Source organism: Bacillus sp. AFS059628, assembly GCF_002571225.1.
Lineage (GTDB): Bacteria > Bacillota > Bacilli > Bacillales > Bacillaceae_G > Bacillus_A.
The window spans coordinates 9,851-31,269 of record NZ_NVEC01000039.1 but is presented as its reverse complement, the minus strand read 5'-3'; the positions used below and the strand labels follow the sequence as shown (position 1 = coordinate 31,269).

At 38.7% G+C, this 21,419-nt stretch carries 2 protein-coding genes; both read right to left on the bottom strand.

Annotated elements, in window-relative coordinates; translation table 11 throughout:
• Window positions 1-67: 67 nt before the first annotated feature.
• Window positions 68-14,950, bottom strand: coding sequence for a non-ribosomal peptide synthetase (locus tag COL05_RS13840; protein ID WP_142337485.1), 14,883 nt, complete (start codon window positions 14,948-14,950; stop codon window positions 68-70).
• Entirely contained in the window at window positions 14,947-21,417 is a 6,471-nt protein-coding gene (locus tag COL05_RS13830) for a non-ribosomal peptide synthetase (RefSeq protein ID WP_098669033.1), read from the bottom strand. The genes COL05_RS13840 and COL05_RS13830 overlap by 4 nt, the downstream gene beginning before the upstream one ends.
• Window positions 21,418-21,419 lie beyond the last annotated feature (2 nt).

Genomic DNA, 21,419 nt, shown 5'->3' with positions numbered 1-21,419 from the left:
TGCCTACACTTTATTTGCAGTTATTGGGCTGCCCTTTTCGTTCATAGTGTTGCATCTTTTGCACTCTCTACTTTTCAGTTAATGAAAGGGATGTTTCTTTTATCCCTTCAAATTCATTCAATAGGTACTTAGCTACCTTTTCAACTGCGGGGAAGTCTACTATTTCCTCATGTGATCCAGGAACAGAATACTTATTTACTCTTCCTCTTAATAAAGGTCCCCAATCTGTAAATAACTCTTTTCCTTCCTCAGCACTAAAGTAGATAACTTCTCCAAAGTATGGTATCAAATCATTCTCTGCCATTAAGTTCAGGCATTTCCTATGAGCATTGATAACTTGCTTCAAATTCATAAGATTTGCATCAGGCGGGAGTACTCCTTCCATAATTAATTGCTCCACAAGCATATCTTGCTTATGGACGAGGCCTTCTTCCTGCTCAGTAAGATCTCTGGAAATGAAATGTTCAGATATATATGAGAGCATATCCTCCCTTGTTTTACGATCTTGCTCTGAAGGTACTTTAGTATCCATTAGTACCAAAAACTCAACTTCCTCTCCTTGATTCCTTAATACAGTTGCGATTTTATAAGCAATTGCACCGCCTAAAGACCATCCTCCAAGACGATATGGGCCTTCTGGCTGAACACGTTTTATTTCTTCAATGTAAAGTTGAATTACTTCCGGCAAGGTCAAATCATCAATTTCTCTCTTTTCTATGAGAGGATTCTGTAGACCATAAAATGAACAGTGGTTCTTAAGCAATCTTGCTAGTTGAATGTAACAAAATACATTTCCCATAAACGGATGAACGCAAAAGAAAGGTATTTTCTCTGATTCTTGTAGTGGAACCAGTGCTGATACTGATTTCGTCATATCATGTTTATCACGAATAAGGCATGCGATTCCTTCTACTGTTGGATTCTTAACCAATGTAGACACCTTAATCTCTTTTCCAAACTTCTCCCTAATTTTTGAAACTAATTTAATTACAAGGAGAGAGTGTCCCCCTCTATTAAAGAAATCATCATTTATATAGACATCTTCTATCTGTAACACATCCTGCCAGATTTTAATCAACTGATATTCAATTTCATCCCTTGGAATGATTGGTGTAGAGAAGTTATTTTCTCTTTGAATAGTTAAATTGTTCAATGCCTTTCTATCAACTTTTCCATTCGTTGTAAGAGGAATCTCGTCTATCTTAATAAAGTGTACAGGAACCATATAATTCGGTACTTGTTTCTTGAGATATTCACGCCAATCATGCATACTTCCATCTCCAACTATATAAGCAATCAATCTCTGCTCTCCTAATTTATCCTCTGTTACCAAAACTACTGCTTCTTTTATCAATGGATGCCTCTCTAGATTCGCTTCAATCTCTTCAAGTTCAATACGAAAGCCCCTAATTTTCACTTGATTATCAATTCTTCTCAAGTAATCTAAATTACCATCAGGTAAATAACGAACCAAATCTCCCGTACGATATAAACGCTCTTCTTCATTAAATGGATGACGGATAAATCGCTCTGCCGTTAATTCTGGACGATTCAAGTATCCTCTCGCTATACCTGCACCACCGATATATAGCTCACCTGTTACACCAACTGGAACAGGTAACAAATTTTTATCCAATACATAAGTTTGAACGTTCGGCAACGGACGTCCAATTGTAACTTTCTTACTATCTGTTTGAATATGATAACACGTTGCATCAACCGTACATTCTGTAGGACCGTATACGTTATAAAAATCAATTTTTTCGGTCTCTACTAGCTGTTCCCATAATGACGGCATGATTGCTTCACCACCGACTAATACCTTACTTGGTACATGAACATCAGCACTTATTTCTAGCAATCCTCCATCTATAAGTAATTGAAGTAATGAAGGTGTCATATCAAACATTTCCAATTTATTCTCCCTAATATAGGACACAAATTGTTCCGGATTAGTGCGAACTTCACTTGGGATAATATATAAACTTGAACCATAAAGCAACATTTGTAATTGCTGAATAGATACATCAAAGGCAATTGACGCATTCAAACCGACGCGCATATTACTAGGTATCTTATGTGAGAAAACTTCTTTTTGTAAACTATAGGATAGGTTTATTACAGAATGGTGCTGTACTAAAGCCCCCTTTGGATTCCCTGTCGAACCAGAAGTATAGATAACATACGCTAAGTTTTCCCCTGTTACCTCACATATTGGTGAAAGTTTGCTTTCTTGAGAAAGCATTGCTTGGTCCCTATCTAGGCAAACTGTCTTGATATCTTTAGGTATCCATCCTAGTAATAACGCATTTGTAACTAACACTTTAATTCCCGTGTCTTCTAAAATATATTGCAGACGGCTTTCCGGATTCGATGGATCCAATGGAACATAGGCTGCTCCAGCCTTCCAAATCCCCATGAGACCAACAACCATCTCAACTGATCGATCAAAGCAGAGGCCAACTAATGACTCTGTCCCAATTCCACATTTCTGTAAATGATGGGCTAATTGATTAGCTCTTTCATTCAGCTCTCGATACGTTAGTTGCTGTTTATCATCTACCACTGCCACCGCGTCAGGTGTACGATTTACTTGCTCTTCGAATAGTTGATGAATTACATTCTCACGTGGATAGGATATAGTATTATTATTCCATTCTTCCAATAGCCTTCTTTGTTCATCCTCCGTAATATATACTAGTTCCGATAGATTTTGATCAATGTTTTTGAGCATTTGCATTAACACTTTGTGTAAATGACCCAGCATTCGTTCAATGGTGACTCTATTAAACTTACTACGGTCATACATTAACTTTAACGATAACTGGATTCCTGGAACTACAGCCAATCCTAATGGGTAGTGGGTTTGTTCTACCCCTTTCAATTCACTAATTTCCAGATTTTCTGAAGATTCTTCTTTCACTGGATAATTTTCAAACACATATAAACAATTGAACAGCGGTGTACCTCTAGGAACCTCACTCCACCCCTGAATCTCTGTCAAAGAAGCATACTCATATTGTCTTCTTTCTATCTCTTCCTCTTGTATCTTCTGCAACCAATCTATTAATTTTATATCATCCATCAATTGAATTCGCGTCGGTGACGTTGTAATGAAAGGACCTACGATGTTTTCAACATCAATAATCTCCGTAGAACGCCCTGAGCTTGTTACACCAAAAACAATGTCATTTTCTCCACTATATCGGCTCATGAGATATGCCCATGCACCTTGAATTACTGTACTCAAAGTAAGTTTATTGCGTTTCGCCCATCCTTGTAACGCTTGAGTCTGCTCTTCTGATAAATACGTAACCTTCTCTGTGTAACCTTTTTCTTCCTCTTTACTTTCTAAGCCCAGCAAAGTTGGCGCAGTAAAACCTTTTAGCTTCTCTCTCCAGAATTGTTCCGCCTGCTCCTTATCTTGCTCTCTTAACCATTGGATATATTTCTTATATGGTGAGGACTTAGGTAACTTCACAGTTTCTCCATTCATTCTCTTCTGATAGACTGTAAGTAATTCATTAAATACTAATGGTAAACTCCATCCATCCAGTAAAATATGGTGATGGGTCCAAACAATCCGATATTCTTCCTCACCTTCTTGAATGACTGTTACCCGCATCAATGGTGCTTCATCAAATTGGAAGGCTTGTTTTCGATCTAATGCCAAAAAGACTTTTCTTTTTTCCTCTATCTCTTCACTTGTCATTGTACGCCAGTCTTCTTTGTTCACTTTAAATGGGATATTTTCATACACCACTTGTACAGGTTCTTCAATTTCGTCCCATACAAATGCTGTACGAAAAATTTCATGCCGCTGAATTACAGATTTCCACGCCTGCTCAAATGTAGGAATATTCATTTTTCCTCGAATCATAAAACTCAATTGCACTATATACGGTGCAACATGTTCATCCCCTTGGTCATGCAATGTGTGGAAAATCATACCTTCTTGCAAAGGTGATAGTGGATATAAATCAGTAATCTGATTGTTCTTTCCGCGATGCATTTTGTTTAGTACATTTGTCAAACCTTCTTGGCTAAGATTAGCCATTGCAAAATCCGAAATGGTCAGTGCAGATTCTCTATCTGAAAATTGAATCAATTTACTCAGTTGATATAGCATATTCTGTGCAATACTTTGAATCGTTGATTTGGCAAATTGTCCAACATCGTATACCCAAGTGAACTGAAGTTTTCCATCCGTTACAACCCCAATTACATCAATTACATGCGATCGCTTGGAACCGGCAGCATGATCTAAACGCTTAAATTCGTTCTCCGGAATAAACATTGCATCGCTAGAAAACATTTGGTCAAATTGTCCAAGATAGTTAAAACTAATAGACGGTGTATATTGGGAGCTTAATTGCTCACACATTGTTGCGCTCATGTAACGCAACACCCCATAATCAACACCCTTATTAGGAATTTTGCGAACTTGTTCTTTAACTGCTTTTAATGCTGCAATTGGGGTATTAGCACTAGTAATATTTAAATGAACTGGGTAAATACTTGTAAACCATCCCACAGTTCTCGATAAATCAACCTCTTTAATAATCTCTTCTCGACCATGTCCCTCTAAATCTACACTCAATATCGGCTGCCCCGTACATGCTGCCGTAGCTTGTACTAATGCTGCTAATAATACTTCATTGATTTGGACACGGTGAGTGCTTAAAGTCTCTTGCAATAACATACGGGTCTCATTCTCATTTAACACCACAGTAATTTCCTCAGTTACTGCGCTTACTGGATTACTTATAGTACCATCTACCGGCAATTTAACTACGTCTTGTTCAGCCTGCTCCTCCCAGTAATGTAGCACTTCTTTTGATAGTCCAGTTTCAGCGTAATGATGTAATTTCTCCGACCATTCTTTAAAAGATGTACTCTTCATAGGTAATTGAATTTTCTGACCTTGGACTACTTGCGTATATGCTGTTTGCAAATCTTCCAATAAAATTCGCCAAGAAACACCATCCACGGCTAAATGATGAATTGTCCAAAATAATCGGCCAGCGTGCTCACCTTCATCAAAATACACCATTCTCATTAGCGGACCATCATGTAAATTCAAACTTTCTTGTGCAACATTAATCTCTTTTTGAATAACCTGATGCCAATCAGCTTCCGGCACTTCGTCTAATGAAATGACAGTAAACATCGATTGTTCTTCTATTCCTTCATTCCACTGTTTCCAAACCCCATTAGATAAACGTTCATATCTTAAACGCAGAGCATCATGATGAAGTAGAAGGTTACCTGCCGCTTTTTCCAGTGATCCTATGTCCAATTTCTCTTTCGTTCTAAAGAACATGGATTGATTCCAATGATGTGGGTTAGGATGATTTTGTGCAAAAAACCTTTGCTGAATAGGTGTAAGTATCGTCTCTCCAGTTATAATTCCCTGTTCAGCTTGTACACCTTGTTCTTCTTTCACTACTTGCGCCAACTCAGCAATCGTTTGGTGTTCAAATATTTGTTTTGGTGTCAATTGTAAACCAGCTTGCTTCGCGCGCGAGACAATCTGAATGCTAAGAATTGAATCTCCACCAATTTCAAAGAAGTTATCATTCATACCAATACGTTTTGAACCTAGCACACGTTCCCAAATGATAGAAAGCTTATGTTCACGTTCATTTCTTGGGGCCACGTATCCTTCTTGTGTTCCTTGATAATCTGGTATAGGTAACGATTTCCGATCAATCTTTCCATTTATGGTTAGCGGTAATTCTTTCATTTCGACAAAGTAGGAAGGTATCATATGGATTGGCAGTTTTGTTTTAAGATACTCTCGCCATTCTTCTAAACTGCCTTCGCCCACTACATAAGCTACCAGCCTCTTATCTCCCGACTGATTTTCCCTAACCATTACAACTGCCTCTTTTACCAAGTCATGCTCTTGTAAAGTCGACTCAATCTCTCCAAGTTCAATTCGAAATCCTCTAATCTTCACTTGATTATCCATTCTTCCTAAGTAGTCTATATTACCATCAGGAAGATATCTCACAAGATCACCTGTTCTATATAACCTCTCGCCTTCTTTGAATGGATGAGAAATAAATCGTTCGGATGTTAACTCTGGACGATTCAAGTACCCCCTTGCTAGACCTGCTCCTCCGATATAAAGTTCCCCCATCACACCAACTGGAACTGGCAACCTATTTCTATCTAATACATAAGTTTGGATGTTAGGCAATGGACGCCCAATTGTTACTCTCTTACTATCTTTTTTGATATGATAGCATGTTGCATCAACCGTACATTCTGTAGGACCATATACATTATAAAACTGGATTTTATCAGTCTCTACTAGCTGTTCCCATAATGACGGCATAATCGCTTCACCACCAACCAGTACCTTACTTGGAACATGAACGCCATCGCACGTTTCTAACAATCCGACATCTATAAGTAATTGAAGCAATGAAGGTGTTATATCAAAGATTTCTAACTTGTTCTCCCTAATATAAGCTACAAACTGCTCCGGATCACTTCGTACTTCGCTTGGAATAATATACAAACTTGAACCATAAAGCAGCATTTGTAATTGCTGGATAGATGCATCAAAGGCAATTGACGCATTTAAACCGACATGCATGTTACATGGTATCTCATGTTCGAAAACCTCTTTGTGTAAACCATGCGACAAGTTTATTACAGAATGATGCTGTATCAAGACACCCTTTGGATTCCCCGTTGATCCTGAAGTATAGATAACATACGCTAAGTTTTCTCCTGTTACTTCACATTTTGGTGAAAGAATGCTTTCTTGCGAAATCATTGTTTGATCCCTATCTAGACAAACTATCTTGATTTCTTTAGGTATCCAATCTTTCAATGACTCGTTCGTAACTAATACTTGAATTCCAGTGTCCTCCAAAATATATCGTAGGCGACTTTCTGGATATGATGGGTCTAATGGAACATAGGCTGCTCCAGCCTTCCAAATCCCCATAATACTAACAACCATCTCAACTGAACGCTCAAAGCAAATTCCAACCAATGATTCATTCCCAATTCCGCATTGCTGAAGATAGTGGGCCAATTGATTAGCTTTTTCATTCAGCTCTCGATACGTTAACTGCTGTTTTTCATCTACCACTGCTACCGCATCAGGTGTACGATTTACTTGCTCTTCAAACAGCTGATGAATTGTACTTTCCTGTGGATATGCTACAGCACCATTATTCCACTCTTCCAACTGTTTTTGCTGTAATCCTGATAATATAGGCAATTTAGCTAATGATTTATCAGGATTCTCTACGATTACATTCAACCAGTTCCCAAAATGTTCAGCCATGGATTCAATAGTTAAGCTGTCAAATAAATCAGTTCTATAAACAAAATTAAGTAATAAACCCTCTTCCACTTCTGCAGCAGTTAAACTTAAATCAAACTTAGCGATCGGAGCATTACTTTCCATTACTTCTATATTTCTTCCATGTAATTCTGGTAGCTTCTGTCCCGTATTTTGCAAAGTAAACATGGTTTGAAAAATCGGAGAATGGCTTGTATTTCGTTCAGGTTGGATAACCTCTACAATTTTCTCAAACGGAACATCTTGATACTCATACGCCTTCAATGCTTTTATCCGTACTTGAGATAACAACTCTTGAAATGCCGGTGCATTACTTAAATCAGCTCGATAAACCAAAGTGTTGACAAAGAAACCAATCAGCCCCTCAATTTCTCGATAATTTCGATTTGCAATTGGGCTACCAACAATAATATCCGTTTGTCCCGTATAACGAGCAAGGAAACTTTGATACGATGCCAATAAGGTCATGAAAAGTGTGGCCCCTTCTTGACGACTTAGTTCGTTTAATTTATCCAGTAATGAGCGTGACAACAAAACATTATGAGTTAATCCATAATGGGTTTGCACTGGCGGACGCGGACGATCCATTGGCAACATTAAGACTGGTAACTCACCAGATAATTCTTCCTTCCAATATGCAAGCTGTTGATATAGTACTTCATCTTTCAACCAGTCTCTTTGCCACTGAGCAAAATCGGCATATTGAACTGGTAGTGGTTCCAGCTCTGCTTGTTTTTCACCAATCGCATTCTCATAAAATGCCATCCATTCTTGAAGCAAGATTTCCATCGACCACCCATCCGAGATAATATGATGCATATTACACAGAAGAACCCATTCTTCTTCTGAAATTCTTATGAGTTTCCCACGGAATAATGGCCCTTGTTCTAAATCAAATGGAGATTCGACTTCAGTTTGAATCCATTGCTCCAACTTTCTTTCTCGCTCCTCTAATGAAAGCTTAGTTAAGTCCATTTGCAGAAGCGGACGGAAAACGTACGGTTGAATCTGCTGCACAGGATGGCCATCCTCTTCATAAAATACAGTCCGCAAAGATTCATGACGCTCTATCAACTGATTCCATCCCAACTCCAATACCTCAGGTAACCAATTCCCTGTAAGCCGGCATACCATTGGCATATTATAAAGTGCACTATTAGGTGCAAATTGATCAATAAACCATAAGCGCTGTTGGGCATAAGACAGTGGAATATTTTCCCCTCGTTCCATCGGCATCAATGGTGGAATTTCTCGTTTTTCGCTCCCCTTACGTAACTGATCTATTCGTTTCGATAATGCCTCGACCGTTGAATATTCGAACAGTTCACGTACTGGCAATTTGATTTGAAAGACTTCCTGTAAGCGTGAGACCACTTGTGTAGCAAGTAGAGAGTGACCACCGAGCTCAAAGAAAGAATCCTGAACATCAATGTCTCTTATTCCTAGCACTTGACTCCACACTGAAGCAATAAGTTCTTCCAGCGGAGTTCTTGGGTATACAGTATTTTCAGCGGATTGTTCACTAAGTATAGGCAATGCCTTCAAATCAAGTTTTCCATTCGGTGTAAGTGGTAAAAATTCCATCTCAATAAAGTTTGTTGGAACCATGTAATTTGGTAAATATGTCTGTAGATGTTCTCGCCATTCATGGACACTTCCTTCACCAACTACATAAGCTACTAATCTCTTGTTACCTTGATTATCCTCTCGCACCAATACAACTGCTTCCTTCACAGAAGAATGTGCCTGCAAAACAGCTTCTATTTCTCCCAATTCAATCCGGAAACCACGAATTTTCACTTGGTCATCTATACGTCCATGGAACTGGAGATTACCATCAGAAAGATAACTTGCTTTGTCTCCTGTATAATAGAGACGTTCTCCTGACTTGAAAGGATGTGGAATAAATTTTTCCTTTGTAAGATCCGGACGATTAGCATATCCACGTGCAAGACTCTTCCCTCCAATATAGAGATCTCCAATTACACCAATTGGTACTAGCTGAAGATGAGAATCTAACACATAAACTTCTGTATTCGCAATCGGTCGACCAATCGATGGCGTACCTGTTGTCACTCCTACAGGTACATAACAATCTGTGGTAACAACGGTATTTTCCGATGGACCATACTGATTAATTACCGCAAAAGGAATATCGTTAGATGGGTACTGCGTTAATTGATCCCCACCAGTAATGATAAAACGAAGATCCGTTTTATCTGGCCAAGATAATTTCAAGAGCCTTTCCAGAATAGGCGTAGGTGCAAAGCTAGCTGTTATTCGTGAATCAATGAGCCAGTCCCTTAGTGCTTCTGGATTAATTCTCAGTTCCTCTGTTGACAAGTAGAGTGCTGCGCCAGCAGTTAGATACGGCCAAATCTCCTGGACAGCCGAATCAAAAGCAACCCCTGCAATCTGAGTCGCACGATCCTCTGCTGAAATATGATAAACTTCCTGATGCCAAGAAACCATATTCATTAATGAGCGATATTCAACCATGACACCCTTCGGTTTTCCTGTAGAACCAGAGGTATAAACAATATAGGCTAAGTTCTCTGGATTTATTTGACGTGTAGGTGCGATTACGCTTTCCACCGTTAATTCTTCTAACCTCACCATTTCGACGTGTGCGAAATGTCCTTCTTGCCCTTCCGCCGTCACTACAAATTGAATTCCTGCATCTTCAATCATGTATTCTAACCTTGATTTTGGATACAACGGATCTAAAACGACATAAGCTCCACCAGCTTTTAAAATGCCTAGTAAACTTACCATCAGCTCAGCTGACCTCGGAAGATAAACCCCTACCACTGACTCTGGGGCTACTCCCTTTCGCTGTAAAACATTTGCCAACTGATTTGCTTGTGTATCCAATTCACCATAAGTCCACTGTTTTGTTTGATCAACTATCGCAATCGCATCAGGACGCCTTGCTACTTGCTCCTCAAATTTGTCGCAAATAAGACCCTGATGAGGCATTTCCATTACAGTGTCATTCCATGTTTCTAATAACAAAGTACGCTCGGTTTCTGATAGCATGCTCAGGTCATGCAACGGATTTTGTGGGCGATGAGAAACTTCATGTAGCCATTTCTCAAAGTGTCCTGCCATCCGTTCAATAGTAGTAGCATTGAATAAATCCTTATTGTACTCAAAAGTAAAAAGTAATCCCTCTTCCGTCTCAACTGCCATTACACTTAAATCAAACTTTGCAATTGGATTATGGCTTTCTATCATTTCAATACTTCTACTAGATAACACCGGTAACTCTTGTTTCATATTTTGCAAGATGAACATAGTCTGGAAGATTGGCGAATGACTTGTACTTCGCTCCGGTTGCACAACTTCTACAATTTTTTCAAATGGAATATCTTGATATTCATACGCCTTTAATGCCTTTTGACGAACCTGATACAGTACATCTTGAAATGTCGGTCTACCACTCAAATTAGCTCGATAAACCAGCGTGTTAACGAAGAAACCAATTAGTCCTTCAATTTCTCTATAATTCCGATTCGCAATTGGGCTTCCGACCAGAATATCTTCTTGTCCCGTATAACGAGATAGAAAACTTTGATATGCAGCTAAAAGCGTCATGAAGAGTGTAGCCCCTTCTTTTCGACTAAGTTCATTCAATTTATCATGTAGCGTGCTTGGCAGAACCATAGTGTATGTCGACCCGTGATGAGTTTGTATTGCGGGACGCGGGCGATCCACAGGAAGTTGGAGTACTGGAAGCTCCCCAGACAATTCTTCCCTCCAATATTGGAGTTGTTGATCAAGCACCTCCTCCTTTAGCCATCCTTTTTGCCACTGAGCAAAGTCGGCATATTGAACCGGTAATGGTTCAAGTTCCGCTACCTTTCCATCCGTTGCTTTCTCATAAAATGCCATCCATTCTTCAAGTAGGATTCCCATTGACCATCCATCTGAAATGATATGATGTAGAGTACAAAGGAGTATCCATTCTTCCTCTCCCACGTGCAAAATACTTGTCCTGATTAATGGACCCTCTGTTAAATCAAATGGCACTTCTGTTTCTTGTTGAATTAAACGTTTAACTTCTTCTTCTCGGTCTTCAGGAGAAAGCATAGTTAAATCCGTTTTCGGAATTGATTGAAAAGCATACGGTTCAATTTGCTGTACGGGTTGACCATTCACTTCTTGAAAGACCGTCCGCAGTGATTCATGACGTTCTATTAGTTGATTCCATCCCGTTTCCAATGCTTCAAGTAGCCAATTCCCTGTAAGACGGCATACCATTGGCATATTGTAAAGGGCACTATTAGGTGTAAATTGATCAATAAACCATAAACGTTGTTGGGCATAAGATAGTGGAATAGCTTCTCCTCGTTTCATTGGTATTAGTGGCGGAATCTCTCGTTTTTTATCTCCTTTACGTAACTGTTCTAATCGCTTTGCCAGTGACTCCACCGTTGTATATTCAAATAGTTCACGTACTGGTAATTCGATTTGAAAAATTCCCTGTAAACGTGACACTACTTGAGTAGCTAGTAGTGAATGACCACCGATTTCAAAAAAGGAATCCTGAACACTAATATTTTTTATTCCTAACACTTGGCTCCAAACGGAAACGATGAGCTCCTCCACTGGTGTTCGTGATGAAGTAATATCTTCACTTATGAACTGTTCTTCTAATTCCAATAATGCTTTCCGATTCACTTTACCATTTGGAGTAAGTGGCATACCTTCAATTTGGAAAAAGTATGCCGGAACCATATAATGTGGTAATTGCTTCTTGAGATATTCACGCCACTCCCCAGTATCCCCTTCACCCACTACATAAGCTACTAACTGCTTATCTCCTGGTCGATCTTCCTTCACCAACACGACTGCCTCTTTTACAGATGAGTGATCATGTAAAGCTGCTTCAATTTCTCCCAATTCAATTCGGAATCCTCTAATTTTAACTTGGTTATCTATTCTTCCAATATATTCTAAGTTACGATCATTCATATATCTCACCAAGTCACCCGTTCGATATAATCGTTCCCCGTCCTTAAAAGGATGCGGAATAAAACGTTCAGTAGTTAAATCCGGTCGATTGAAATAGCCACGTGCCAATCCTACTCCTCCAAGGTAAAGTTCCCCTGCCACACCAATCGGGACCACTTGTTGATATTGATCTAACACATACAACTCTGTATTATCAATCGGACGACCAATCGGAATAAGCATTGCTTCTTTTTCTAAATCACAATCGTAATAAGTCACATCCACAGTCGCTTCAGTAGGACCATACAAGTTAATTAACTTTGTTTGCTGAACATTGTAAAAGATCCCCTTAAACCGGCGAACCTGCTCAGTGTTTAACGCTTCTCCACTAGTAAAAACTTGAATTAAAGACGATACATCCCTTTTCGAATTATATAGTTCCATATAATCTAAGAAAGTAGATAACATCGACGGAACAAAGTGCATGGTGGACACGCGATATCGTTCAATATACTCCTCAATCACCGCAGGATCTTTCTCTCCTCCTGGTGGAAGTAAACAAACACGTGCTCCTACAAATGACCACCAAAATAATTCCCATACAGAAACATCAAATGAAAACGGTGTCTTTTGTAGGATTGTATCCTCCTCGGACAATGAGTATTTTTTCTGCATCCACTGTAGGCGGTTGATGACGGAATGATGTTCAATCATTACCCCCTTTGGATTTCCCGTCGAACCCGAAGTGTATATAATATAGGCTAAGTTATTTGCTGTTACTCCACTTACCGGAGCTAAATTACTCTCTTTAGAAATCATCACTTGATCCCGGTCTAAACAAATTGCTTGAATATCTTTAGGTAACCAGTCCTGTAGTGCCTCTTTTGTTAGCAGCACTTGAATTTGTGAATTCTCCAAAATATATCTCAGGCGGTTTTCAGGATAACTTGGGTCCAGTGGGACATAAGCCCCACCTGCCTTCAAAATCCCAAAGAGACCGATAATCATATCAGGAGAACGTTCAATACATATACCAACCAATGATTCAGGTCCGATACCTCGTTTTTGTAGAAAATGTGCCAATTGATTCGATTTTTCATTTAGTTCTTGATACGTTAGCTTTCCACCCTCATAAACTACCGCCACTGCATCAGGTGTCCGTGCAACTTGCTGCTCAAATAGCTCATGAATCATACAATCATGACCATAAACTACGTCCGTATCATTCCATTCTTCTAGGAGTTGTTTTTGCTCAGTATCCGATAACATTGACAGCTTTGTATATGATTCATCTGGATGATACGTGATTTCATTTAGCCAGTTCTCAAAATGTCCTGCCATACGTGCAATAGTACTACTATCAAATAAATCCGTGTTGTATTCAAATGAGACGAATAGACCTTCTTCCACTTCATAGGCAGTTAAGCTCAAATCAAATTTAGCAATAGACATATTACTTTCTACCATTTCAATACTTCTATCAGGCAAATCTAGTCGTTCTTGTTTTATATTCTGTAGCGTAAACATGGTCTGAAATATAGGGGAATGACTCATGCTTCGTTCAGGTTGCACAGCTTCTACCACTTTTTCAAATGGTATATCTTGATATTCGTAAGCTTTTAACGCCTTTTTCTTTGTTTGGTTCAAAATCTCCCGAAAGGTAGGGGTGCCACTCAAATCTGATCGATAAACCAACGTATTAACAAAGAAACCAATTAATCCTTCTACTCCCTTATGGTTCCGATTTGCAATCGGGCTACCAACTAGAATATCTTTTTGTCCTGTATAACGAGCAAGAAAGCTCTGGTATGCAGCCATTAAAGTCATAAATAAAGTGGATCCTTCTTGTCGGCTTATATCTTTCAATTGACTAAGCAATTTATAAGGGAAAATTATGTGATGCGTAGCCCCAGAGTAAGTCTGCTTAACCGGTCGAGGTCGATCCACTGGCAGTTGTAAGATGGGAAGCTCACCAGACAATTCTTCCTGCCAATACGTAAGCTGACGATTTAGCACATCACCTTGCAACCACTCCTTTTGCCACTTCGCAAAGTCTGCATATTGAATGGATAATGAACTTAATTTAGCAGGATTTCCACCCGTTTCTTCTTCATAGAAAGCAAGGAATTCATTCATGAATATACCAATGGACCAAGCATCAGAAATAATATGATGCATCGTACACAGTAATAACCATTCATCCTTCTCTAATTGAACAAGCTGATTACGAATTAAAGGACCATTCATTAAATCAAATGGTTCTTGCGCTTCTCTCGCAATTAAACTATCTACCTCTTTTTCTTTTACTTTTAGAGGAAGTTGAGAGTAATCCCTTACAGGTAATGCTCTAGGAAGGAATTCGACAATTTGTTGCACAGGCTGTTCTCCTATTTCTTTAAAAACAGTTCGTAATGATTCATGACGTTCAATGAGTCGATTGAATCCCTTCTCTAATGCTTCAGGTATCCAATTTCCTTTTAGATGCCATACTGTTGGAATATTATATAAAGAACTGTTTGGGTTAAATCTGTCCATAAACCACAAACGTTGTTGTGCATAAGACAACGGGAGTGCTTCTTTATTCTCCTTTTTTTGCATTTGCTTCTGAAGCCATGCTCTCTTCTCAGGAGAAAGTGAACTCAGCTTTGCAAGTAAATCACTTCTCATTTTTTTACCCCTTCCTCAATCAAATTACTCTCGAATATCCCATGTGCTTCTTCCTCTGATAGCTCTTCTAATTGCTTAAGTAGTTCTAGTAATTCTTCATCATTACTGACTTCTGCTTCTTTTTGAATATAGTCTTGAAGACTTACATTCTCCTTACTATCATTCTGCATTTCTTGATTTTTGTTATCGAGCAATTGATCAATCTGTTCTGCCAATTGCTGCACTGTATGAAATATAAATAAATCATGCAATGGTATCTCGATTCCAAAAGCCTCTTTAAGATTGGAAACAGCTTGCGTAGCAAGTAATGAATGTCCACCAATTTCAAAAAACGAATCCTGAATTCCGATGTTTTCCATATCTAAAACTTCATGCCATATCGAAACAATTGTTTTTTCCGTAGACGTACGAGGAGCAATATAACAACTTGCTATCTCCTGCTTCTCTGGTGCTGGTAAAGCCTTCCTATCAATTTTCCCATTAGGAGTGAGTGGAAATGCATTTAATCCAACAAAATAGGATGGAATCATATAATTTGGTAGTTGGTCCTTGAGATAATCACGCCACTTTTGAGCATCCCCGTCTCCTACAACATAGGCAATCAAACGTGGATCGCCAGGATAATCTTCCCGCACCATCACAATAGCTTCGTTAACTAATGTATGCTTTTGTAATACCGCTTCGATTTCTCCTAGTTCAATCCGGAACCCACGAATTTTCACCTGATGATCAACTCGTCCAACATACTCCAAATTTCCATCCGGCAAATACCTTACTAGATCTCCAGTCCGGTATACTCGCTCGTCTTCTTTAAACGGATGCGGTATAAATCGATTTTTCGTTAAGTCAGGGCGTTTTAAATATCCACGTGCTAACCCTGATCCACCAATGTACAGCTCACCAACTACACCAATTGGAACCATTTTTTGTTCAGTACTCAATACATATACTTCTGTATTGAAGATTGGTTTACCAATTGGTGGTACCCTATGCATGACACCCTTTTCTAATTCCATATACGTGGAATACGTAGTATCTTCAGACGGTCCATATAAGTTGAACACCTTCTCAATCGTACTTCTCTCGTATAAATCTTGAACAAGCGGATATGGTAACGGTTCTCCAGCCAAATTCATTACCTTTACTGAAGAAGGAATTGCGTTTGCTCGAACCAGTTCCTTTGCTGCCGATGGCACAGTATTAACCAAAGTCACACCTTTGGTAGACAACTTGTCTAGATGTAGAGCATTTTCAGCGACAATCACCTTACCACCCATCGTTAAGGGAACAAATACTTCAAAAACGGATAAGTCAAAAGATAGTGAAGTTGAAGCTAACACTCCCGCTAATTCCTTTCGAGAATACGTGTGATGCGCCCAATGAATCATTGTTACTGTATTCCTGTGCTCAATCATTACTCCCTTTGGTTTTCCAGTGGAACCTGAAGTATAGATAATATAGGCTAAGTTATCGCTCGTCACTTCACTCGTACATACCGTAGTTACTTCTTGTTCTATTTCTGCTCGATTACGATCCATACAAATAACGTTGACGAATGTAGGTATAACCATTTTTTGTTGTAACTTTTCCTGTGTCACCAGTACCTTTATTTGAGCATCTTCTAAAATGTACTGCAGTCGACTTTCCGGATACGCTGGATCAATTGGGACATATGCTCCTCCCGCCTTCATAATTCCTAAGAGACCGACAATCATCTCGGATGAACGTGTAACGCAAATCCCAACCAATGTTTCGCATGTTACACCATTTTTTTGTAAATAATGTGCCAACTGATTCGAGCGTTCGTCCAACTCTCGATATGTTAGTTCTTCATCTTCGCACACTACTGCAATTCCTTCTGGTGTTTTTTCCACTTGTTCTTCAAACATTGTATGAATCGTGCTATCTTCTATATCTATAACGGCTGATTCATTCCATTCCACTAGTAGTTGCTTATATTCCACTTTCGATAACATATTCAATTCTGATAATAAACATTTTGGATAAGAGGCAATTTGATTTAACCAATGTTCAAAATGATTTACCATACGTTCAATGGTTGTATCATTAAACAAATCAGTATTATATTCAAAGGTTAGTGATAATCCTTCTTCCGTCTCAGAAGCAAATAAACTCAAATCAAATTTGGCAACAGAAACATGGCTTTCCATGAGTTCCATTTGTCTTTCAGATAGCTGAAGAAATTCTTGTTTCGTATTTTGTAAAGTAAACATAGTTTGGAATATTGGTGAATGACTTGTATTCCGTTCAGGTTTTACGGATTCTACCACTTTCTCAAATGGGATGTCCTGATACTCGTATGCTTTTAGTGCTTTTTTTCTTATCTGCGATAAAAGTTCTTGGAACGTCGGATTTTCACTGAAATCAGCTCGATAAACCAACGTGTTTGCAAAAAATCCTATTAATCCCTCAATCTCTTTCACATTTCGATTAGCGATTGGGCTTCCAACTATAATGTCGTCCTGTCCTGTATAACGAGAAAGGAAGCTTTGATACGCTGCCATCAATGTCATAAATAAAGTGCATCCTTCTTGCAAACTTAAATCTTTGAGCTTTTCCTGTAGGGAATTCGCCACTATTAAGGACTGACTTGCACCATGATGGGTTTGAACTGCAGGTCGAGGACGATCCATCGGTAATTGTAAAACCGGTAGTTCCCCAGATAATTCTTCCTTCCAATATTGAAGGTGCTGATTCAAATTCTCTTCTTTTTGCCATTCCTTCTGCCACATGACAAAATCTGCATATTGGATAGATAACTCCTTCAATTCTGCCGGTTTGCCGCTTAATGCGCCTTCATAAAAAGCCATCCATTCTTCAAGTAAGATTCCCATTGACCATCCATCTGAAATAATATGATGCATCGTACAAATGAGAACCCATTCTTCCCTGTCCACTTTCAATATTCGTGTTCGAATCAGAGAACCTTGTCCAAAATGAAATGGTTCCTTCGCCTCGTTTTGGATAAGGCGTTGCATTTCTCTTTCCCTATCTTCCAAAGAAAGATCTGTGAGATTCGTTTGAGGAATATGTCTGAACACATGAGATTGAACCTGTTGAAAAGGTTCACCCTCTTGCTCTAGAATTATCGTCCTTAATGATTCATGACGCTCCAACAATTGATTCCATCCGGCCTCCAATGCTTCAATTGACCATTTACCTGTTAAGCGACACGCTGCATGAATATTGTACATAGCACTATTTGGCATTAATTGATCAATAAACCATAGACGTTTCTGCGCATAGGAAAGTGGGATAATTTCTTCTCGTTTCATAGGTACAAGGGGAGCAACCTCTCGTTTTTTATCTTCTTTTCGTAACTGATCCACCCGTTTCGCCAATGCTTCCACTGTATCGTGCTTGAAAAGTTCACGTAATGGAATTTTAATTTGGAACAGTTCTTGCAATCGAGAGACAATTTGAGTAGCAAGTAGTGAGTGCCCACCACGTTCAAAGAAGGAATCCTGAATGCCAATATTTTCTGTTCCTAACACTTGACTCCAAACCGAGGCAATAAGCTCTTCCGATAGCGTCCGAGGTAGCACATTTAAATCTTCAATAGCTTGCTCATCAGGTGCTGGCAAGGCCTTTCGGTCAATTTTCCCATTTGGAGTAAGCGGGAAGTGTTCTAACTCTATAAAGTGCGCTGGAATCATATGATTCGGTAATTGTTTTTGTAAATACTCTCTCCACTCCTCGGTATTTCCATCGCTTATTACATATGCAACCAATCGTTGATCACCTGGACGATCTTCTCTAACTAATACGACAGCCTCTTTAATAAACGAACATTTTTCTAAAGTCGCTTCAATTTCTCCTAATTCAATCCTAAAACCACGCATTTTGACTTGGTGGTCCATTCTACCTATAAATTCTAAATTTCCATCAGTTAGATATCTTACTGAATCTCCTGTTCGATATAGTCGTTCCCCAAATCGATATGGATGCGAAACGAATTTTTCAGCAGTAAGATTCGGACGATTTAAGTATCCACGTGCTAAACCAGCACCACCAATATATAACTCACCCTCAATTCCTATTGATTGCAAGCGTTGATTTTGGTCTAATACATATAATTGCGTGTTCTGTATTGGCTGCCCAATAGAAACAAATTCTTGATTAGGCTGAATATCAAATGCATTCACATAAATAGTGGCTTCAGTTGGCCCATAAAAGTTGGTTAATTTCACTTGTCCACTATAATTCCATTTCTGTTGAAATCGTCTAACCAACCCTGAACTTAGTTCTTCTCCACCAGAAAATACATGGCGTACGGACGAACAATTCATGTTCACTTCAATATGATTGAAGTGGTCTAAGAAAACAGATAACATCGAAGGTACAAATTGAACTATAGTAACCTGATGTTGTTTAATCACTTCAGCTATAATAGAAGGATCTTTTTCTCCACCTGGAGGTAGGAAAGATACACTTGCACCAACGTGAATGCCCCAAAACAATTCCCAAACAGAGACATCAAATGAGAATGGCGTTTTCTGCAAGACCACATCCTTTTCAGAGAGCGGATATTTATGTTGCATCCATTCTAGATAATTAATTACTGAATGATGCTCAATCATTACTCCCTTTGGATTCCCTGTAGATCCTGAAGTATACATAACATACGCTAAATTTTCTCCTGTTACACCACTTATACATGGGGTTGTTTCTTCTTTTTCAATTGCAGTATAATCTTTATTCATACAAATCGTTTCAATATTTTCAGATACAAACAAATTTTTAGAATTCTCTTCCGTCACTAGTACTTCGATTCCAGCATCCTCTAATATATATCGAAGTCGACTCTCTGGATAAGTAGGGTCAAGTGGAACATACGCTGCTCCTGATTTTAGAATACCTAATAACGCTATCATCATTTGTAATGAACGTTCCATATATACCCCAACTAGAGACTCTGGGCCTACACCATGCTTTTGTAAATAATGAGCTAGCTGATTTGCACGCTTCTCCAACTCTTTATAGGTAATTTGTTCATTTTCGTAACTAGCCGCGATTGCTTCCGGTGTTTTTTTAACTTGCTCCTCAAACATCGTATGAATCATGCATTCAGCCGAATAATTAAATTGAGTATGATTCCATTCCTCTAGTAACTGTATCTGTTCTTCTTCTGTTAAATGAGTAATTTCAAATAGTTTTGAATCTAGGCTCTTCGTCATCTGAATTAATATTTGCAATAAGTGATTCTGAATCAGATTTATTGTTTCTTCATTAAAATAGCTTCGATCATACATCAACTTTAAAGTAATTTTCTTACCGGGCATTACAATGAGTGTTAAAGGATAATTTGTTTGTTCCGTGCTTGTAACATCTAGTAATCTTAAATCATCATTTCTCTCACCTTGAATTGGATAATTTTCAAACACATACAAGGTATGAAATAAGGAGCTATTTCGCGGAACCTCACTCCAGCCTTGAATATCTATCAACGAATTATACTCATACTGTCTTCGTTCCATTTCTTTCATTTGTATTTTACGAAGCCAATCTACTACTGATGTATTATCCGTTAATCGAATTCTGGTAGGTAATGTGTTAATAAATAGCCCCACCATATTTTCTGCTCCCATTAAATCAGTAGGACGTCCAGCGCTAGTTACGCCAAATACGACATCACTGTCACCGCTATACCTACTCATCAAATAAGCCCATGCACCTTGTACTAACGTATTCAACGTTAATCGACTCTTTCGTACCCACTCTTGTAAACTCTCAGTAAGTTCCTCAGATACTTGATAAGCACATTCTCCATAACCCTTCTCTTGTCCTTGATCCTTTCTTTCCATTGCTAATGGAGTAGGTGCATAGAACCCTTTTAATTCTTCTTTCCAAAATTCCTCTGCTTGACTTTGATCTTGTTTATTTATCCATTGGATATATTTTTTATAAGGAAGAGATTTAGGAAGATTCAACAATTCTCCCTTTATCATCTTGAGATAAACTTCCATCACTTCACTAAAGACCAATGACACACTCCATCCATCTAGCAAAATATGATGATGTGTCCAAATAATTCTCGTTTCCCCTTCTGCTTCTTTAATCGCAGTGACTCTCATCAATGGTGCTTCATCCAATAAAAATCCTTTGCTACGATCTGCAGTCAAAAACTGGTGTAATTTCTTCTCCTTCTCCTCATGCGAATGGTTACTCCAATCCTCTTGATGAATAGTAAAAGGAAGACGTTCGTAAACTGCTTGTAGAGGTTTTTCTACTTCCTCCCAAACAAATACTGAGCGCAGAACCTCATGTCGTTGAATAACATATTCCCAAGCTTTTTCAAAAGTAGCAACATCCAATTGCCCCCCGAGCAAGAAACCTACTTGTACAATATAGGAAAAAGAATGTTCATCATCTTGATCGTATAAAGTATGAAACAGTATTCCTTTTTGCAAAGGTGATAAACCATATATATCAATAACGTCTCCCATTT

Coding starts and splice junctions, on each gene's coding strand:
- COL05_RS13840 (WP_142337485.1), bottom strand. CDS start 14,950: ATGAGAAGTGATTTACTTGCAAAGCTGAGTTCACTTTCTCCTGAGAAG.
- COL05_RS13830 (WP_098669033.1), bottom strand. CDS start 21,417: ATGGGAGACGTTATTGATATATATGGTTTATCACCTTTGCAAAAAGGA.